The organism is Methanothermus sociabilis (assembly GCF_055392295.1).
Genome location: NZ_AP042467.1, coordinates 617,895 through 634,259 on the forward strand (window position 1 = coordinate 617,895; position 16,365 = coordinate 634,259).

The following is a 16,365-nucleotide window of genomic DNA, read 5'->3' on the forward strand; positions in this document are numbered from 1 at the left end:
TACCTTTGGCTTCTGAGAGTTTAGGTGTTAGAAGTCTTTCATTATATATTGAAAATAAAAATGAAAAAATAATTATAGATCCTGGGGCTGCTTTAGGACCACGAAGATACTCACTTCCCCCATCAAAAGTAGAATTGAAAGCATTAGATTATAGTAAGAAAAGAATATTGAATTTTTTAGAAAAATCAGATATCGTTATTATTACACATTATCATTATGATCATTACACTCCAGAAGCTGATTATAGTGAAAAGAGAGTGTTGTTAAAGCATCCGAAAAGAAATATAAATTTAAATCAGAAAAGAAGAGCATCTAAATTTATAAAAAATTTAGAATTTTATGAATATGCAGATGAAAAAGATATAAATATTGGAAATACAAGAATAAAGATTTCTCCACCAGTTCCTCATGGTAAAGAAGGAACTAGGCTGGGATTTGTAATAATGTGTTTAATAGAAAATAAAAAAAGGATCTTATATGCAAGTGATAGTCAAATGTTAAATGAATTGTGTGTTAAATGGACTATTAAACAAATGCCTGATATTGTAGTGACTAGCGGTCCTCCAACCTATTTAAGACATGTAAAATCAACATGGGAATTAGGTGTAAAAAATATTAACAAAATAATATATGAAACTGATGCAAATTTAATTTTAGATCATCATATTGTCAGAGATAAAAGATATAAAGAATTTTTTGAAGAAATAGATTGTGAAGTTTTAACATGTGCAAAATATTTAGGTATGGAAGATATACCATTGGAAGCATATAGGGGTGAATTACATAAAATGGAAAAAGGTAAGAGTGTCAACATTCCTTTTTCGATTCCTAAGCATTTAGCTAGCTATTAATTTTTCTTTCAGGACTTCTCCACTTAACAACGTGTAAAGGTGATATTAAACCTTTATATGAAGTTCTAACCACTGCAAATGCATTTATTGTAAAGAAAAATATGAAATACCATGGAGCATAAATTAAATACTGAGGAATTTTCGGATCGTATTTTCTGTATAGTATTGATGCTACTGTGGCCTGTATTATCCCTAAAGCTGTAAGAAATGACCCTCCCCAAGCTATTAATTGTATATTGATTCCTAAGTTCAAAATTTTAGATAAAACTACATAAATTATCAATAAAACAAAATCAAATGACCAAACATAACTCAAAATTACATCTATGTAGAGAGGCCAAAGAAAACTTTCTTTAAAATTTTTAAATATTGTTCTATGAGTTCTTAATAAATGCCAGCCCCCCAGTGCCCATCTTTTTCTTTGATTCCAATAATCCTTAAAATTTTCAGGAGCATGAATAAATACAATTGCATCGGGTTCAAAAACAACCTCCATTTTCAATCTTTGGATTTTCCAAGTAACATCAATGTCTTCAGTAGCTGAGTAAGGTGAAAAACCACCTACATCAATTAAAACATCAGTTCTATATGCAGCGGCACAACCGGAAACTGAAAATATACGTCCAAAAATACGTTGAGACATCTTAATTAAGCCTATTATTGATGTAAATTCAATAGTTTGTAATTTACCTAAAAAACTTTTTCTATTAAATACAATGGGGTTTGCAGTAACTGCACCAATTTTTTCATTTGTGAAATGAGATATTAAGGCTTTTAAAGCACTGGGATGTAATATTGTATCAGCGTCTATAACAACAACGTAAGGGGTAGATACAAATCTTAATGCTATATTTAAAGCATTTGCTTTCCCTTGATTTTCTTGTAGCCGTAACAAATAAAAATTTTCATTATTTTTAACAAATTCTTCAATTTTTTCAGGAGTTTTGTCTGTTGAGGCATCATCTACAAAAATTACTTCATACTTCGGATAATCTAGAAATTGTAAGGCAGTTGCAGTTAATTCTATAGAATTTTCTTCATTGAAACAAGGTATTAAAATTGTAACAGGAGGCCACTCTTCCATTTTTTTCTTTTTCTTAATTTTTTGGGAAAAAAGTAGAGAACCAGTGATCCAAAAAATAGCCATGATAAATGGATAAATAAAAACATACCACATCATAAAAAATATAATATCCACCTTATCCCTCCATGATTCTTAAGAGATAATTTAAATATTTTTCAGCCCCCTTGTTGGCAATTTTTTTAAGTTTAGAAATTTTTAATTTTTTCTTTTCCTTAAAACGTTTTTCATTTTTTACCTTGCAATAATATACAATAGTTCCATTCGTTGAACCTCTAAAAATTTTATTAATAGCTTCTTTTGATAAAAATAATATTTTTTCTCTCTTTTTTATATGATGAGGGTTTTTAATTTCCTTCTTTTTGTATGGGGGCCACCCAATTAATTTTCTGTAGAGGTAATTAACAACGCAAATATACATAATAACATTGAAGGTTATTAATATGAAATATTTTGTTTCAAAACAATTCAAATAAATAATCCAAAAAATAAAACAGAGAACCCATCCTAAGATACCAAGAAAGAAATGTCCTAAATTCATAAGATTATGTCTATTTTTGCTCCGCATTTTGGACATGCTTTATCATCTAAGTTTATTTTACTTACTCCAAACCCTCTTCTCTCTATCAGTAATTCACCACACTCATAACAATACGTATTTTCAAATTCTGTTCCTGGAACATTTCCAATGTAGACATATCTCATTCCCATTTTTAATGCCATTTCCCTTGCTTTTACTAGAGTGTCCACATAGGTAGGTGGTAAATCACTTAATTTATAATATGGGAAAAACCTTGTAAAATGGAGTGGAGTATCAACTCCAACTTCTTCGACCATGAATTCAATCAATTCCTTTATCATCTCTTTAGAATCGTTATATTTTGGTATTATTAAATTTGTAACTTCTATATGTACTCCTGCTTTTTTCCATCTAACTATATTTTCAAGTACAGGGTCAACACTAGGAACTCCGCATATTTCTCTATAAAATTTGTCTGACATTGCTTTAAGATCAATATTTGCAGCATCAAGAAATGGTTTTATTTTTTTGAATGCCTCTTTACTCATATAGCCGTTAGTCACATAAACAGTTTTTATTCCATTCTCTTTAGCAATTTTTGCAGAATCTAACGTATATTCAAACCATATGGTTGGTTCATTGTATGTCCATGCTATCATCTTACAATTATAGTTTTTTGCTGCTTGTATTGCCTCTTCAGGAGATATCTCCTCAGTTGCTACGCTTTGCCATTCCTGAGATATTGTCCAATTTTGACAATGTTTACATCTGAAATTGCAGCCGACGGTTCCTAGAGAATACACATTTTCTCCTGGGTAAAAATGGAATAATGGCTTTTTTTCTATTGGATCAATTGCCACAGAAGAAACTGTAGAATAGATTAAGGTATAGAGTTTTCCATCTTTATTTTCTCTGGTACCACAAAATCCTTTTTTATTTGGGGGAATAAGACATTTGCGCATGCATACATTACATCTAACTTTTTTATTAATTTTTTCATATAGGTAAGCTTCTTTAATCATTTTTAAACCTCAGTATTAAAAGTGTTCATATCCTCTAGGTAATAACTCATCAATTTTTCCATTTTTTCTTACAATTTCCATTCTACCTGTATCTGTTATTTCCCCAATTACATATATATTGAGAAGTTTTGATAATTTTTTTAATCCATTTTTCTTTATAATTACCAAAAGTTCAAAATCTTCACCATAATGAAGAGCAAAATCTATAGGATCTCTTTTTAAAAACTTTGCAACATCAATTACATAATCTGGAATTGGAATCTGAGATTCATATATCTTTATTCCGATCCCATCATTCATTTTCAATATTTCTTGTAGTTCACTAGCTAATCCATCAGTTATGTCAGTTGCCGCCTTAACTAATCCAGATTTTGATAATATTATCCCTTCTTTTAATCTTGCCAAGGGCATTAAAGCATGTCTAACAATCTTTGATATCGTTTTCCTGCCAAATTTATTATTAAAAAATGATAAGGGCTTGTTTGAAAGTAATATTTCTGTTCCAGCTGCAGATATTCCTAGTGGACCTGTCACCGTTATTAAATCACCTTTTTCTGCTCCAGTCTTTAATAAAACTTTATCTTTGTCAACCTTCCCTATGGCTACACCAGATAATACTAATTTTGATGATTCATTTACATCGCCGCCAATTAATGAAGTACCATAGTATTTACATGCATTAATTATACCATCCACAAGATCATCAAAATTCTTTAAATCAAGATCTGCAGGCATGCCTATAGACACTAAAAATCCTAGTGGATATGCACCCATAGCTGCCAAATCACTTATATTTGCTGTCACTGTTTTCCAACCTTTTTGATAAAAGGTCATCCCTGGTGGAAAGTGCTTATCTTCCAACAATAAATCAGTTGTAATAGCAAGATAACTATCTATAGCATCAATAAGTGATGCATCGTCTCCAAGTATCTGATCTTTTGAAATTTTCTTGATTTTATTTAAAATTCTATTTATAATATTTTTTTCACCCAAATCTTTGATTTTCATTTAAATTGTAAATTGTAATAAGAAAAATAAAAAATTATTTATATAATTTTAAAAATACTACATCACCTATAACGTAATATTTTGGAGGAATTTTTGTGAGTGAAATTACTAGAACATGGCGTCATATCCCACAAAGGTATAATCTAATTGGTTCAAAATGTAAAAATTGCGGATCTGTTTTTTTCCCAAAACGCATAATATGTCCAAACTGCAGAAGAAAAGGAAAAATAGAGGATTTTAAATTTAGTGGACATGGAAAAATATATACTTATTCTGTTGTACATGCTGCACCTGAAGAATTTAAAGAAAACAGCCCATATATTGTTGCTATTGTGGAATTAGATGAAGGTGCCAAAGTTACAGCACAAATAGTTGATTGCAAGCCAGAAGACATAAAAATTGGAGACGAAGTAGAAATGGTCTTTAGAAAAATTAGAGAAGAAGGAGAAGATGGGGTGATTACATATGGCTTCAAATTTAGACCAAAAAAATGATATAGCGATTTTGCTTGTAGGCCATGGTAGTAGATTGCCGTATAGTAAGGAAGTAATAATGAAATTAGCTGAAATGTATAAAGAAAGGACGGACCATCTGGTTGATGTTGCATTTATGGAATTGGCAAAACCATCGATACCTGAAACTGTAAATAAGCTTGCTAAAAAAGGTGTAAGAAAAATAATAGTTATACCTGTTTTTTTAGCGCATGGTGTTCATACTAAACATGATATTCCTCATATTCTTGGGCTAAAAGATGACCATGAACACAGTCATGGGCATCAACATGAACATGAAACTGTAGATTTTGATGGAGAAATCATATATACGGAACCTCTTGGTGCAGACCCAAGGATAGTTGAAATTATTGAAGAAAGAGTGGAAGACGCAATTAAACAACAAAATTCATAATTTTTTTATTTCCTAAAATTTTTTAAACTTTTTTTGCTAGTTCTAATAAATATAATTTTAGCGATTAAACAATTAGCCTAGGTTAGATAACATGCTAACACTTATTGATGAAAGAAATAAAAAATATGTGGTGGATGGTAAAAAAGATTTTCATACTGATTTGGGAGTTATTAAGGCTGAAGATATCCAAAATTCAAAACCAGGAAGTATCATCAAAACACATTTAGGCCATGAAATGAAAGTCATTAAAGCCAATGTAAATGATTATATAGATGTAATGGAAAGAAAATGTACAATAATTTTACCAAAAGATATTGGAATTGTAATAACTTATACAGGTATTGGATGTGGCGATAAAGTTGTAGAGGCGGGTACTGGAGCAGGAGCAACTACTTTACGTTTTTCTAGAGTGCTTGGAAATGAGGGAAAAATATACACCTATGAAAAACGTAAGGAATTTTATGAAATCGCTAAAAGAAACATAGAAAAATTTGGTGTGAAGAACGTAGTTATGAGATATAGAGATATAAGGGATGGAATTATTGAAAGTGATGTAGATTTAGTTTTTTTAGACATGCCAGATCCATGGAACGTTGTTGAACATGCATATGAGGCTTTAAAATATGGTGGATGGTTTGTTTCATACAGTCCTTATGTTGAACAAATGAAAAAAACAAGAAAAAAATGTGAAGAATTTAACTTTAGTGAAATTTTCACTTATGAATGCTTGTTAAGGGAAATGGAAATTAAAAATGATGCTGTGAGGCCCAAAACACGTATGATAGGACATACAGCATATATAACATTTGCAAGAAAAGTACCATAACCAATTCATTCTACTTCTGGTTAGTAAGAAATATTAATCATCTCAACAAATATAAGGAAAATAATTCTGACAGGAAACCATTTAAAAAAATAATTCTGATCAATTTTTTAGGAGATGAGAGAATTGAAATTTTTTGTAAGCCCTTTCAATAAAAAAGTAAAATTAAAATTTCCAGATAGAATTATAATATATGACACAACATTGAGAGACGGCGAACAAACGCCAGGAGTTTGTTTAAACCTCAATGAAAAATTAGAAATTTCAAAAAAATTGGATGAATTAGGAGTTGACCAAATAGAAGTTGGATTTCCAGTAGTTTCTGAAAAAGAAAAAGAATCTGTTAAAACAATAGCAAATGAAGGTTTAAATGCTGAAATATTAGCATTATCACGTGCAAAAAAAGAAGATATTGATACTGCTGTTTCATGTGATGTTGATGGAGTGATCATATTTCTAGCTACATCTGATCTGCATCTTAAATATAAATTACATATGACTCAACAGCAAATTTTGGATATGTGTTTAGATTCTATAGAATATGCAAAAGATCATGGCATATTTGTAGCATTTTCAGCTGAAGATGCTACTAGAACTAATTTAAGTTTCTTAAAAAATGTTTATAAAAAAGCTGAAGAATATGGGGCAAATAGAGTTCATATAGCAGACACTGTAGGTGCAATACATCCACAAGCAATGTTTTTCCTTGTCAAAAATATTAGAGATGAAATAAATATTGACATTGGATTGCATTGCCACAATGATTTTGGATTAGCTCTAGCAAATTCTATTTCAGGTTTATTAGCTGGTGGAAATGCGGTTTCCACTACTGTAAATGGCATTGGAGAAAGGGCTGGTAACACCCCTTTAGAGGAACTTATAATGGCTTTAAAAATTCTTTATGGAATTGATTTAAAATTAAATATTGAAGTTCTCTATGAACTTTCAGAGATTGTAGAAAAATATACTTCTGTAAAGAAAGCTGTTAATAAACCTATAGTAGGTAAAAATGTCTTTAGACATGAATCTGGAATTCATGTGGATGCCGTAATAGAAGAACCTTTAACTTATGAACCATTTCTTCCAGAGTTGGTAGGAAGGAAAAGAAAAATAATACTTGGTAAACATTCTGGAAGTAGAGCAATTAAAGCTAAATTAGATGAGTATGGAATCAAAGTTACAAAAGATGAGCTTTGTAAAATTGTGGAAAAGGTAAAAGAAAAAAGAGAAGAAGGTGTATATATCACTGATGATGTATTTTGTAAAATTGTAAAGGAAGTTAAAAAAGAAAATGATTAAAAGGGATATGTTATGAATCTAACAGAAAAGATATTGGCAAAGGCTGCAAACAAAAAAGAAGTCTCACCAGGTGAAATTATCAAAGTAAATGTTGACTTGGCAATGACTCATGATGGGACAACGCCACCAACCATAAAAAGTTTTAAAAAAATCTCAAATAAAGTTTGGGATCCTGATCGTATAGTAATTGTATATGATCATAATGTACCTCCTAATAATATAGGTGCAGCTGAATTTCAAAAAGTTACACAGAACTTTGTAAAAGAACAAGGTATAAAAAATTTTTATAATCATGGAGAAGGTATTTGCCACCAAGTTTTACCAGAAAAAGGGTTTGTTTTTCCTGGAATGGTTATAATTGGTGCAGATTCTCACACATGTACTTATGGAGCATTTGGTGCATTTTCAACAGGAGTTGGTGCCACAGACATGGCAGTAATATTTGCAACAGGAAAAACATGGCTTTTAGTACCTGAATCTTATTTAATTGAAATTAATGGTTCTCTAAATAAATATGTTACTGCAAAAGATGTTATATTAAAAATAATTGGAAAAATCAAGGCAAAAGGTGCTGTATATAAATCTATAGAATTTAAAGGAGAAACAATCTACAAAATGAATGTCTCTGGTAGAATGACTATGTGCAATATGGTTGTTGAAATGGGTGCAAAAAATGGCATAATGGTGCCAAATAAAAAAACTATAAAATATTTAAGGAAATTTAAAAAATCTTTTCGCATATATAAACCAGATAAGGATGCTGAATATGAAAAAGAATTTTACTTTGATGTTTCAAATATGGGACCACAAGTCGCATGTCCACATAACGTAGATAACGTAAAACCTGTATATAAAGTAGAAGGAAAACATATAGATCAGGCTTTTTTAGGTTCTTGTACAAATGGTCGTATTGAAGATCTGAGGATTGCAGCAGAAATTTTAAAAGATGGTAAAATACATGAAGACGTAAGAATGATAGTAGTACCTGCATCAAAGGATGTTTACATGAAAGCTGTTAAAGAAGGAATAATTGAAACATTCATAAAAGCAGGTGCTATAGTTTGCAATCCAGGATGTGGCCCATGTTTAGGGGCACATATGGGTGTATTAGGACCAAAAGAAGTTTGTATATCAACCAGTAATCGTAATTTTAAAGGAAGGATGGGAGATCCAACATCAAAAATATATTTAGCAAATCCTGCAGTTGTTGCTAAATCTGCAATGGAAGGCGTAATTACATCTCCTGAGTGAAAAACATGATTAAAAGCATTAAAAAAATTGAAAAAGATGTAGGGCCTCTTTCAGATGTTCAAAAAATATTGTTGACGACAGATGGTTCAGTTACGAGAATTTTAGAGGCACTTGGTTATGATGTAAATATAAAGGCTATAAAGCAAGAAATTGTATCAGCAGATAAAAAACTCTCAAAAGAGTTGAATATTTCTTTGGGAGAACCTGTTAATCATAGAGTTGTGATAATAGAAAGTAAAATACCACTTATTTATGCTGTGTCATACATGCCAATCAAAAGATTAAATAAGAATTTTAAATTTAAGAGAGACGTAATGAATGCAAATATCCCAATAGGAAAAATCCTAAAGAAGCATCATATAGAATCTAGGCGTGAGATTGAATATATTGGTGTTGAAAAACCAAATGACTCTATTAAAAATATTTTTAATACCAATGAATTGATATTGGCAAGAACATACAACATAATTCATAGAGGTGAGATACTAATAAGGATAAATGAAAAGTTTCCAATAACATGGTTTAAGTAGGTTCATTATGGATGGTCTAATATGGGTGTAAATTTAAGAGATATTATATTTTTTGAAAAATTAGAATTAAAGGATCTTGAAGGCTTAACAATTGCCATAGATGCATCTAATTGGATATATCAGTTTTTATCAAGCATTAGACAAAGAGATGGCACTCCACTAATGGATAGGAAAGGTAGAGTCACTTCACATCTTGTTGGTATACTTCATCGTACTTCAGCACTAGTTGAAAATAACATTAAACCTGTGTATGTTTTTGATGGAAAATCTTTAGCATTGAAAAGTGAGACAATATCTGAGAGAACAAGAATGAGATTGGAAGCAGAAAAACGTTGGAAAGAAGCTCTCAAGAAGAAAGATTTAGAAAAAGCTAGAAAATATGCTTCAAGAGCTAGTAGGATATCAAAAGAAATAATAGAATCTTCAAAAGAATTACTGGATGCAATGGGAATACCTTATATTCAGGCTCCAAATGAAGGTGAGGCACAAGCAGTATATCTTGTAAAGAATGGAGATGCATGGGCAGTAGCATCTCAAGACTATGATTGTTTATTATTTGGTGCACCAAGAGTAATTAGAAATTTAGCAATAAGTTCAGATATAAATTTGGAGTTATTGGAATTAGATAAAATTTTAAAAAAATTAGGAATTAGTCAAGAACAGCTCATAGATATTGCATTGTTGGTAGGTACAGATTTTAATCCAGGTGTTAAAGGAATTGGTGCTAAAAGAGGATTGGAGTTAATTAAAAAATTTGGAGATATATATACTGTAATAAAAAGGATGAATCTTGAGGTTGATTTTGATCCAGAGGTTCTTAGGAATATTTTTCTAAAACCTAAAGTAAAAAAGAAGTATAAAATTGTTTGGAAGAGACCAGATAAAGAAAAAATGATTAAGTTTCTTTGCGATGAACATGACTTTTCAAAAGAAAGAGTTTTAAATGTATTTAAAAAATTAAAAAAAGTTGATTTTACGCAGAGGAGACTGGAAGAATGGTTTTAGATAATTTATAATAAAATCTATTTTCTTTACAATATTCTATAAGTCTTCTGTAAGAAGGATGTACACTTAAAGTTTCTGAATCTCCAATTATAACTAATTTTCTTTTAGCCCTTGTTAATGACACGTTTAATCGTCTTAAATCTTCTAAAAATCCAATTTTTCCTTTTTTATTACTTCTTACCATTGATATTATTATTATTTCCTTTTCTCTACCTTGATAACCATCAACTGTATTTACTTCTACCTTTGCAACCTTACTGAGATAATCAACTTGATCATCATAAGGTGTTATTATTCCAATGTCATCGGTGGAGACACCGCTTTTTATAAAGAAGTTTTGGATTAAAATACATATATCAGCTTCCAGTGGATTGTAAAGAGAAGGTGATCCTTTAAACCTTCTTTCAAATTTATTATCAAGATCACAGGTATCTATGAATGTTAAAGGATCTCTTATTAACATTTCTTGCAATTCTTTACTTAAATTTTCATCCTTTATTTCTTTCTTTATTAAATCCTTTGGTGAAAGTTTTTCTAAACCTGCTGCACTTTTTATTTTTCCATTGTAGAATTCATTATTTGGAAATTCCATTAATTTTGGATTCATTCTATATTGATATTCTAGCATATGAGATTTTGAAGGATATTTACTTATTAATATTGAAAATAATGTCTTTTCTAATTCTTTAGCATCAGGATTTAAAATTGTAGGTGGTAATTGACGATGATCACCCGCTAATATGAAACGTGGGGCTCTAGAAAGTGGAATAAGCACGCTTGGAATTGTTGCTTGGGATGCTTCATCAACTATTACAACATCAAATTCAACATCTCTTAAATATTCAAGATATACTGATGAATTTGTTGATAAAACAACATCAGATTCTTCAATTATGTTTTCTACAATTCTATTTTCTATTTCATCAATTTTATTATATAATTCAGTTATTCTATTGTTTATTCTTATCCAATTTGCCATTGATATCATGACATTAGGTGATATTCCACGTACACCTCTTCTCCTTCTGGCATTTCGAATTATTTGCCTATCACTTAATCCACGTCTTAATGCTGGTGTTGGTTTATGATATCTATCTCTTTCCTTAGTTAGCTTATCAATTTTCTTTTGCAACCTTTCAATTTTGGAATATTTAGGATGTTCTTCAACTTGGAATGCTAAAGTACGTTCTATATTCTTTTTGGATACTCTTTGTGGATGACCCACTCTTACACATTTCATATTTTCAGGAAGTCTTTCAAGTATGTTGTCAACTGCAATGTTACTTTCTGCTGTGACAAGCACTTTATTACCTCTTTTGACTTCTTGTTTGATGATTTCTAAAATAGTCCTTGTTTTTCCTGTACCAAATGGCCCATGAATCAAGAAAAAGTCTTTAGTTGCTAAAGCTTTAGATATTGCTTCTATTTGTGATTCATTTAATTTTTTATCTATAAGTTCGAACTCTTCTTTTTTAATATCTAAATCAGGGGTAGCTTCATCAAGGATGTAAGATAAAACTTTGATTGTGTTCTCATTTAAGTTTTTTAAATTATCAATCATTCTCCTGAAAGTTATATCATTTGCATAGAGGTCAATTCTTACATTTTTTAATGCCCATTTAGGAACATCTTCTAATGCAACTGTTATAAATCGGTTACCTTTTTCAGCGACGGTCCCTACTAAATCACTGTAAAGAGGATTTCCCTTACTTATTAAAACTAAATCACCAACTTTTATTTCAGTTTCAATTTCTTTTCTACGTCCATATCTCACAAGTGTAAAACCTAATTCCCTTCCTAATATTTTTCCATTGAGATTGTTTATAGCCCTGCCTACCTTTTCTCTCTCCCGGGCTGAAAGCCTTGCCATTTCAGCTCTCATGGCTTCTATTTCTGCTTCTCTTTCCATTTCAACAAGTCTTATAAGCTTTCTAACATAATTTTTTATTTTTCTCTTTATTCTAACCATGGTTTTACCTCAGAAAGGAGGATAATTACCAAAAAATTCCCTTGCATACTCTCTGGCTATTTCAACTTGTTTTGGATATTCTTTATACATTTTATTTTCTAAATCTTTACGATTTTTTGACGTTACTATATATTTCAATATCTTTACATATTTACTCAACTGTTCACAAGAACAAGGCATTTCCAAAGTTATACATACATCTTTTTTCTTAAAATATTTTGTCCTTATATGTGGTGAAACAGATCCTATCAATATTCCATCTTCCAATTCTATGAGTGGTGGTACGCCATATTTCCATCTTCTTTCCGGGTCTACAAGTTTTTTATAGTTTTTAGGGTTATAACAATGCGCTTCAACATATATTCTGGGTTTATACTTAAGTATTAAATGAATTAAATATTTTCCTATTGGTGTTTGATAATATTCTTCACATAAAGTACTAATATACCTACTTTTATCTCCATTGTAAATAATGACTTTTCCATCTTCTACAATGTTTGGAGTTATCTTTCTTAATGCATGTATTGTTACTTCTGATTCTTCTCCATGCAATCCGCCTACGAAAAGCCTGACTGGTTTTGAACTTTTCTGGATCATTCTGAAAAAACTCAAAATAACACCTAAAAATTGAGGTTTGTTTAGGTTCCTTCTTCCCAACTTGAAAGATATTTCTTTTGTTTTTCAGTGAGTTTATCAATGCTTATTCCCATGGCTTCTAATTTTAATTTAGCTACTCTAGTATCTATTTCTTCTGGAACGTTATATACACCGATATCTAATTCATTCTCAGATAAATATAAAACTGACAAGGCTTGAAGAGAAAAACTTATATCCATAATTTCTGATGGATGTCCCTGACCTCTACTTGATGCAAGATTTACAAGCCTTCCTTCTGCAAGGAGATATAACCTTCTACCGTCCTCAAGAACAAACTCTTCAATATCTTCATTAATTTTTTTATGTGAAATAGAAATATCAATTAAATCATCGCGGTTTATCTCAACATTGAAGTGGCCAGAATTTGCTAATATACATCCGTCCTTCATGTTTTCAAATTCTTTTCTAGTAACAACATCTATATTGCCAGTTGCAGTTATGAGAATATCAGCATATTTTACTGCATCACTGATTTTCATTACTCTAAATCCATCCATTCTAGCTTCTAAAGCCCTTATTGGATCAACTTCTGTTACAATTACTTCAGCTCCTAAACCCTTAGCTCTAAGTGCTATACCTTTACCACACCATCCATATCCACACACTACAACAGTTTTTCCGGCTATTAGCATGTTTGTTGTACCCATAATCGCATCAAATGTAGATTGTCCAGTTCCATACCTATTATCAAAAAGATATTTTGTTTTGGCATTGTTTACGGCAATTACTGGAAACTTTAGTTCACCATCCTTATTCATAGCTTTTAATCGTTGGATACCTGTGGTTGTTTCTTCAGATGCGCCTCTTATATTTTTGATGAGTTCTCTTCTTTCCCTATGAACTAAAAATATCATATCAGCTCCATCATCGATCAATATATCTGGTTCATGATCAAGAACTCTATGAATGTTCTCATAGTATTCCTCTGTAGTTTCATGTCTCCATCCATATATATTAAGACCCAAGGATGCTCCTGCTGCTGCAGCATCGTCTTGAGTTGACAATGGGTTGCAGCCAGTCATTGCAACTTCTGCTCCACCTTCCATCAATGTTAATCCTAAATTAATGGTCTTTGGTTCTAAATGTAAACAACTACCTATAGTGATTCCTTCCAATGGTTTTTTATCTCTAAATTCTTTTTTTATCTTTTCCAACACAGGCATATGTCTTTGGACCCATTTTATTCTTTTTTTACCTTTTGGAGCTAAAGAAATATCTCTAACTTTATATGACATTCAAACACCTATCTATATTGTATTTGTTCTTCCCTAGCTTTTTTCTGGGGCTTTATTTTTTCAATTGCCTTCTTAAAGTTTTTCATTGGCACTTCTTCTGCATCAAGATTTTCTCTTAAAGTCATTAATGCGGCTTCTCTACATACAGCCTCTATGTCAGCCCCAACAAATCCTTCGGTCATTTCTGCTAATTTTTCTAAATCAACATCATCTGCTAATGGCATATTACGTGTGTGTACTTTAAATATTTTAAGTCTTGTTTCTTTATCAGGTTTGCCAATTTTTATTTGTCTATCAAATCTACCAGGTCTTAATAATGCTGGATCAATTATGTCAGGCCTATTTGTAGCTGCTAATACTACTACATCTTCTAGTTCTTCTAAACCATCAATTTCTGTTAACAATTGATTTACAACCCTTTGTGTAACACCAGAATCAGCAGAAATACCAGTTCTTGTAGATGCTATTGCGTCTATTTCATCAAAGAAAACTATTGTTGGTGCAGTTTGTCTAGCCTTTCTAAATACTTCTCTAACACCTTTCTCAGATTCTCCCACCCATTTTGATAACAATTCAGGACCCTTTATTGCAATGAAGTTTGCACCACTTTCATTTGCAACAGCCTTTGCTAGCAATGTTTTTCCAGTTCCAGGTGGTCCATATAGGAGTACACCTTTTGGAGGTTTAATTCCAAATTTTTTGAATTTTTCTGGATATTTAAGTGGCCATTCTACAGTTTCTCTTAACTCTTGTTTTACGTCTTCTAAACCTCCTACATCATCCCAGGTTACATTGGGCACTTGTACTGTCACTTCTCTTAATGCAGAAGGTTGGATTTCTTTTAGAGCGTTTTTGAAATCTTCCCTTGTAACCACCATTTCTTTAAGCACTTCTCTAGGTACCTTCTCTTTACCTTTTATTTTAGGTAATATTCTTCTCAATACTCTCATTGCAGCTTCTTTACAAAGAGCTTCTAAATCTGCCCCAACAAACCCATGAGTTACATCTGCAAGTTCATCTAAATCAACATCATCTGCTAATGGCATGCCTCGAGTATGTATTTCTAAAATTTCCTTTCTTTCATCTCTGTCAGGCACTCCAATTTCTATTTCTCTATCAAATCTTCCGGGCCTTCTTAATGCAGGGTCCAATGCATCTGGCCTGTTTGTTGCACCGATGACTATTACTTGTCCTCTTGCTTTTAAACCATCCATAAGTGTGAGCAATTGTGCCACAATTCTTCTTTCAACTTCACCAGTTACTTCTTCTCTTTTAGGCGCTATTGCATCGATTTCATCTATGAATATAATTGATGGTGCATTTTCTTCTGCTTCTTTGAATATTTCTCTCAATCTTTCTTCAGATCCACCAACATATTTACTCATGATTTCAGGACCATTTATTGCGATGAAATGAGCATCACTTTCATTTGCAACAGCCTTTGCTAGCAATGTCTTTCCAGTTCCAGGTGGTCCATGCAAGAGAACTCCTTTTGGAGGTTCTATACCTAACCTTTCAAACAATTCAGGATTTTTTAAAGGTATTTCTATCATTTCTCTTACTTTTTGTATAGCTTCTTTCATTCCACCAATATCTTCATAAGTTACGTCAGTAAGACTTTTAATACCTTCTATTTCACTTACATCTACAGGTTTTGACTGAATTTCTACATCTGTTGTATCTGTTACACGAACAATTCCTGGAGGTTTTGTTGATACCACTGCAAATCTTATTTCACCTAAAGGAGATAAATCCATCATTTCTTTAAATATTTCTTCAAAGAACCCTCCACCAAGTCCGCTTATGCTAGGTCTTAAACTGGAGACTATTATATCTCCCTTTGTTAAGATTCTATTAATAAATGCAGATCTCACATCTCCACGAACCATTACATGCTGATCTATTGGAGCTAAAACAACTTTTTCAGCTTCCTTTACTTCAGCTTTTCTTATTTTTACTTCATCGCCTATTGAGGCCCCTGCATTTTTCCTAATATATCCATCCATTCTTATTACATTTAATCCTACATCAGTTTCTGATGGACGTACTATAGCTCCAGTAACTTTTTTACCTTCTATTTCTATTACATCGCCCTCTCGTACGCCCAATTTTTCCATAAGTTTTGGATCAAGCCTAACTATTGATTTTCCAACATCTGATTGTGATAATGCTTCCGCAACTTTAGCTTTAACTTCATTCTTCTCCATG

Annotated in this window: 16 protein-coding genes; 8 read left to right on the forward strand and 8 right to left on the reverse strand. The window is 31.5% G+C overall.

Annotated elements, in window-relative coordinates:
• Positions 1 to 5: 5 nt before the first annotated feature.
• Positions 6 to 851 (forward strand): MBL fold metallo-hydrolase, encoded by an 846-nt coding sequence (locus ACZ5LY_RS03435; RefSeq protein ID WP_464577972.1) that lies wholly within the window; start codon positions 6 to 8, stop codon positions 849 to 851.
• Here the strand turns inward: ACZ5LY_RS03435 and ACZ5LY_RS03440 are convergent.
• The 4 genes from ACZ5LY_RS03440 to thiL form a co-directional block, all read right to left on the reverse strand.
• The gene (locus tag ACZ5LY_RS03440) at positions 841 to 1,935 is read right to left on the reverse strand and encodes a glycosyltransferase family 2 protein (protein WP_464577974.1); all 1,095 of its coding nucleotides are present in this window, start codon (positions 1,933 to 1,935) and stop codon (positions 841 to 843) included. The genes ACZ5LY_RS03435 and ACZ5LY_RS03440 overlap by 11 nt on opposite strands.
• Before the next feature lie 115 nt (positions 1,936 to 2,050).
• A complete protein-coding gene (locus tag ACZ5LY_RS03445; protein ID WP_048060580.1) occupies positions 2,051 to 2,404 on the reverse strand; it encodes a hypothetical protein in 354 nt (117 codons plus the stop codon).
• Between the two features lie 65 nt (positions 2,405 to 2,469).
• Positions 2,470 to 3,474 carry an AmmeMemoRadiSam system radical SAM enzyme gene (gene amrS, locus ACZ5LY_RS03450; protein ID WP_464577975.1) on the reverse strand — a complete coding sequence of 335 codons (1,005 nt, stop codon included), beginning with the start codon at positions 3,472 to 3,474 and terminating at the stop codon, positions 2,470 to 2,472.
• Between the two features lie 15 nt (positions 3,475 to 3,489).
• Positions 3,490 to 4,482: a thiamine-phosphate kinase gene (thiL, locus tag ACZ5LY_RS03455; RefSeq protein ID WP_013414034.1), complete on the reverse strand. Its 993-nt coding sequence runs from the start codon at positions 4,480 to 4,482 to the stop codon at positions 3,490 to 3,492.
• Positions 4,483 to 4,577: 95 nt separating this feature from the next.
• On the opposite strand from thiL, the gene ACZ5LY_RS03460 reads away from it, so the two are divergent.
• The 7 genes from ACZ5LY_RS03460 to fen all read left to right on the forward strand — a co-directional run bounded on the left by ACZ5LY_RS03460 (position 4,578) and on the right by fen (position 10,296).
• Positions 4,578 to 4,976: a Zn-ribbon domain-containing OB-fold protein gene (locus ACZ5LY_RS03460; protein ID WP_013414035.1), complete on the forward strand. Its 399-nt coding sequence runs from the start codon at positions 4,578 to 4,580 to the stop codon at positions 4,974 to 4,976.
• Positions 4,948 to 5,388 carry a sirohydrochlorin nickelochelatase gene (gene cfbA, locus ACZ5LY_RS03465; RefSeq protein ID WP_464577977.1) on the forward strand — a complete coding sequence of 147 codons (441 nt, stop codon included), beginning with the start codon at positions 4,948 to 4,950 and terminating at the stop codon, positions 5,386 to 5,388. The genes ACZ5LY_RS03460 and cfbA overlap by 29 nt, the downstream gene beginning before the upstream one ends.
• Positions 5,389 to 5,479: 91 nt before the next feature.
• Positions 5,480 to 6,214 carry a tRNA (adenine-N1)-methyltransferase gene (locus ACZ5LY_RS03470; protein WP_464577978.1) on the forward strand — a complete coding sequence of 245 codons (735 nt, stop codon included), beginning with the start codon at positions 5,480 to 5,482 and terminating at the stop codon, positions 6,212 to 6,214.
• A gap of 123 nt (positions 6,215 to 6,337) precedes the next feature.
• The gene (locus ACZ5LY_RS03475) at positions 6,338 to 7,510 is read left to right on the forward strand and encodes a homocitrate synthase family protein (RefSeq protein WP_013414038.1); all 1,173 of its coding nucleotides are present in this window, start codon (positions 6,338 to 6,340) and stop codon (positions 7,508 to 7,510) included.
• Between the two features lie 12 nt (positions 7,511 to 7,522).
• Positions 7,523 to 8,761, forward strand: a complete 1,239-nt coding sequence (hacA, locus tag ACZ5LY_RS03480; RefSeq protein ID WP_013414039.1) for a homoaconitase large subunit — start codon at positions 7,523 to 7,525, stop codon at positions 8,759 to 8,761.
• A gap of 5 nt (positions 8,762 to 8,766) precedes the next feature.
• Positions 8,767 to 9,291, forward strand: coding sequence for a chorismate pyruvate-lyase family protein (locus tag ACZ5LY_RS03485; protein WP_013414040.1), 525 nt, complete (start codon positions 8,767 to 8,769; stop codon positions 9,289 to 9,291).
• A gap of 21 nt (positions 9,292 to 9,312) precedes the next feature.
• Positions 9,313 to 10,296 carry a flap endonuclease-1 gene (fen, locus tag ACZ5LY_RS03490; RefSeq protein WP_464577981.1) on the forward strand — a complete coding sequence of 328 codons (984 nt, stop codon included), beginning with the start codon at positions 9,313 to 9,315 and terminating at the stop codon, positions 10,294 to 10,296.
• On the opposite strand, the gene ACZ5LY_RS03495 is transcribed toward fen, so the two are convergent.
• Genes ACZ5LY_RS03495 through ACZ5LY_RS03510 form a run of 4 tightly spaced genes read right to left on the reverse strand, consistent with a single transcriptional unit; the run spans position 10,265 to position 16,364 of the window.
• Complete coding sequence (locus tag ACZ5LY_RS03495; RefSeq protein WP_464577982.1) at positions 10,265 to 12,265, reverse strand: IGHMBP2 family helicase; 2,001 nt, start codon at positions 12,263 to 12,265, stop codon at positions 10,265 to 10,267. The two genes, fen and ACZ5LY_RS03495, sit on opposite strands and share 32 nt — an antisense overlap.
• A gap of 9 nt (positions 12,266 to 12,274) precedes the next feature.
• Positions 12,275 to 12,877, reverse strand: coding sequence for a DUF2119 domain-containing protein (locus ACZ5LY_RS03500; protein WP_048060581.1), 603 nt, complete (start codon positions 12,875 to 12,877; stop codon positions 12,275 to 12,277).
• A 26-nt stretch (positions 12,878 to 12,903) separates the two neighbouring features.
• Positions 12,904 to 14,157, reverse strand: coding sequence for an adenosylhomocysteinase (ahcY, locus tag ACZ5LY_RS03505; protein WP_464577984.1), 1,254 nt, complete (start codon positions 14,155 to 14,157; stop codon positions 12,904 to 12,906).
• Positions 14,158 to 14,165: 8 nt separating this feature from the next.
• On the reverse strand, positions 14,166 to 16,364 hold the full coding sequence (locus ACZ5LY_RS03510; protein WP_013414045.1) for a CDC48 family AAA ATPase: 2,199 nt from the start codon (positions 16,362 to 16,364) through the stop codon (positions 14,166 to 14,168).
• Between the last annotated feature and the right edge of the window lies 1 nt (position 16,365).

Excerpts from the sequence above, each read along its gene's own strand:
- ACZ5LY_RS03485 (WP_013414040.1), top strand. The coding sequence starts at position 8,767 with ATGATTAAAAGCATTAAAAAAATTGAAAAAGATGTAGGGCCTCTTTCA.
- ACZ5LY_RS03470 (WP_464577978.1), top strand. The coding sequence starts at position 5,480 with ATGCTAACACTTATTGATGAAAGAAATAAAAAATATGTGGTGGATGGT.
- hacA (WP_013414039.1), top strand. The coding sequence starts at position 7,523 with ATGAATCTAACAGAAAAGATATTGGCAAAGGCTGCAAACAAAAAAGAA.
- ACZ5LY_RS03495 (WP_464577982.1), bottom strand. The coding sequence starts at position 12,265 with ATGGTTAGAATAAAGAGAAAAATAAAAAATTATGTTAGAAAGCTTATA.
- amrS (WP_464577975.1), bottom strand. The coding sequence starts at position 3,474 with ATGATTAAAGAAGCTTACCTATATGAAAAAATTAATAAAAAAGTTAGA.
- ahcY (WP_464577984.1), bottom strand. The coding sequence starts at position 14,157 with ATGTCATATAAAGTTAGAGATATTTCTTTAGCTCCAAAAGGTAAAAAA.
- thiL (WP_013414034.1), bottom strand. The coding sequence starts at position 4,482 with ATGAAAATCAAAGATTTGGGTGAAAAAAATATTATAAATAGAATTTTA.
- cfbA (WP_464577977.1), top strand. The coding sequence starts at position 4,948 with ATGGCTTCAAATTTAGACCAAAAAAATGATATAGCGATTTTGCTTGTA.
- ACZ5LY_RS03440 (WP_464577974.1), bottom strand. The coding sequence starts at position 1,935 with ATGGAAGAGTGGCCTCCTGTTACAATTTTAATACCTTGTTTCAATGAA.
- ACZ5LY_RS03510 (WP_013414045.1), bottom strand. The coding sequence starts at position 16,364 with ATGGAGAAGAATGAAGTTAAAGCTAAAGTTGCGGAAGCATTATCACAA.
- fen (WP_464577981.1), top strand. The coding sequence starts at position 9,313 with ATGGGTGTAAATTTAAGAGATATTATATTTTTTGAAAAATTAGAATTA.